Source organism: uncultured Gordonia sp. (genome assembly GCF_937858515.1).
Classification (GTDB): Bacteria; Actinomycetota; Actinomycetes; order Mycobacteriales; family Mycobacteriaceae; genus Gordonia.
Genome location: NZ_CALLZT010000107.1, coordinates 1 through 2,428, shown reverse-complemented (window position 1 = coordinate 2,428; position 2,428 = coordinate 1). Strand labels below are relative to the sequence as shown.

The 2,428-nt window shown below is 67.8% G+C and carries 3 protein-coding genes; all 3 read left to right on the top strand.

Features of this window, described 5'->3' with window-relative positions:
* The coding region (locus Q0627_RS09775; RefSeq protein ID WP_298809380.1) for a glycosyltransferase family 4 protein at nucleotides 1-834 on the top strand (834 nt) is incomplete at its 5' end.
* 28 nt (nucleotides 835-862) lie between these two features.
* Nucleotides 863-1,399, top strand: a complete 537-nt coding sequence (locus Q0627_RS09770) for an NUDIX hydrolase (protein WP_291014287.1) — start codon at nucleotides 863-865, stop codon at nucleotides 1,397-1,399.
* 221 nt (nucleotides 1,400-1,620) lie between these two features.
* Nucleotides 1,621-2,428: pyridoxal 5'-phosphate synthase lyase subunit PdxS (gene pdxS, locus Q0627_RS09765; protein ID WP_298809381.1), on the top strand; the 808-nt coding region annotated here is incomplete at its 3' end.

Below are 2,428 nucleotides of genomic sequence, written 5' to 3'. Positions count from 1 at the left end.
TCGCCGTCGACGTCGATGCTGGCGCTGATGGTGGCCTCGGGCCCGATCGTGACCACCTTCCACACCGCCACCACCCGATCCTTGTGGCTGACCGTCTTCCAGGGCATTCTGCGGCCCTACCACGAGCGGATCGCCGGCAAGATCGCCGTGTCAGAGCTGGCGCGGCGCTGGCAGATGGAATCGCTCGGCTCCGACGCCGTCGAAATCCCCAACGGCATCAGTGTGTCGAGTTTCGCCGACGCTCAGCCACTCGACGGCTACCCCTCGGAGGGTGGTTCGATCCTGTTCCTGGGCCGCTACGACGAACCCCGTAAGGGCGTCGACATCCTTATGCGGGCGCTGCCGGCGATCGTGGAACGGTTTCCGAAGGTACGGGTGCTGGTGGTGGGTGGCGGCAATGAGCGCGCGCTGCGCCGCCGGGCCGGTGCCCTCGCCGAACATCTGGTGTTCCTCGGCCAGGTCGATGACGCCACCAAGGCACGCGCACTACGTTCGGTGGACGTCTACTGCGCACCCAACCTCGGTGGGGAGAGCTTCGGTATCGTCCTGGTCGAGGCGATGGCCGCGGGTGCCGCCGTCGTGGCCAGCGACCTCAACGCGTTCCGGCGCGTACTCGACGACGGGCGGGCCGGTCGCCTGGTACCCACCGGATCGGCAGAGGGCCTGGCAACCGCCGTCATCGAGCTGCTCGGCGACGACACCGCCCGCGCCGAACTCGTCGCCCGCGCCCAGGCCAGGGCGGCCCGATACGACTGGTCGCGGGTCGCCGACCAGATCCTGCGGGTGTATGAGACGGTCACCGTCGGCGCGGGCCCCGTCATCATTTCCGACTGATCAACCCCTGACCGGAGGGTCCGCACTCATGCACATCTCGGGCCTGACCATTCCCGGGCCGCTCGTGGCCACGTTGACCATCGTGACGATGGTCATGCTGCTCGCCGGGTGGTGGGCGTACAAGGTCGCGGTCAGGCTCGACCGGCTCAACGTGCGCGTCGATCTTGCTCGCGGTGCGCTGGAGGCGGCGCTGTCCCGGCGAGCGGTGGTGGCCCGGCTGGTGGCGGCCGGGATCGCCGATGATCCGCGCGCACCACCACACTCGCAAGACCTCGCCAGGCAACTCGTCACGGCCGCCGACCACGCCGAGCGTGCCGACGCAGCCGGACGCGAGGCCGCTGAGAACGAGCTGTCGGCGGCGCTGGCCCGCACGGATGCCTCCCGGCGGCCCGCGGCGCTGGTCGCCGAGCTGGCAGATGCCGAGACCCGGGTCATGATCGCCCGGCGGTTCTACAACGACGCCGTCCGCGACACTCGCAGCCTCGGCGAACGGCGTCTGGTGCGACGGCTGCACCTGGGTGGAACCGCTCCGTTGCCGCAGTTCTTCGAGATCATCGAACGCTGAGCACCAGGGCGTGCCTGTCCATCCGGGTAGGGTTCGTTTAATGAGAGTAGGTCGGGAGTGGCTCATTGCGATCCCTCGCCTAGACTTAACGGGCAACACGCACGTGCGGCCGTCGGTCGCTGCCCGTACCGGGCCCGACCGCCGACCGTGGGCGAGTGGACGACATCGAAGCAGGAGAGTCAGTGAGTCAGTTCCAGGGCACGGCCCGGGTTAAACGCGGAATGGCCGAAATGCTCAAGGGCGGCGTCATCATGGACGTGGTCACCGCCGAGCAGGCAAAGATCGCCGAGGACGCCGGTGCGGTCGCGGTGATGGCGCTTGAGCGTGTGCCGGCCGATATCCGCGCCCAGGGCGGTGTATCGCGGATGAGCGATCCCGACATGATCGACGGCATCATCTCCGCCGTCAGCATCCCGGTGATGGCCAAGGCCCGAATCGGCCACTTCGTGGAGGCACAGATCCTGCAGAGCCTCGGTGTCGACTACATCGACGAGTCCGAGGTGCTCACCCCCGCCGACTACGCCAACCACATCGATAAGTGGCAGTTCACGGTGCCGTTCGTGTGCGGTGCCACCAACCTCGGCGAGGCCCTGCGCCGCATCACCGAAGGTGCGGCGATGATCCGCTCTAAGGGCGAGGCCGGTACGGGTGACGTCTCCAACGCCACCACCCACATGCGCAAGATCCGCGACGAGATCCGCAGGCTCACATCGTTGCCCAAGGACGAGCTGTACGTGGCGGCCAAGGAATTGCAGGCGCCGTACGACCTCGTCGCCGAGGTCGCCGAACTCGGCAAGCTGCCGGTCACCCTGTTCACGGCGGGCGGGATCGCCACGCCCGCCGACGCGGCGATGATGATGCAGCTCGGTGCCGAAGGTGTGTTCGTCGGATCGGGTATCTTCAAGTCCGGCAATCCGGCTCAGCGTGCTGCGGCGATCGTGCAGGCGACGACCTTCCACGACGACCCCGACGTACTGGCCAAGGTGTCACGCGGACTGGGTGAGGCGATGGTCGGAATCAACGTCGACG

Coding starts and splice junctions, on each gene's coding strand:
- Q0627_RS09770 (WP_291014287.1), top strand. CDS start 863: ATGCACATCTCGGGCCTGACCATTCCCGGGCCGCTCGTGGCCACGTTG.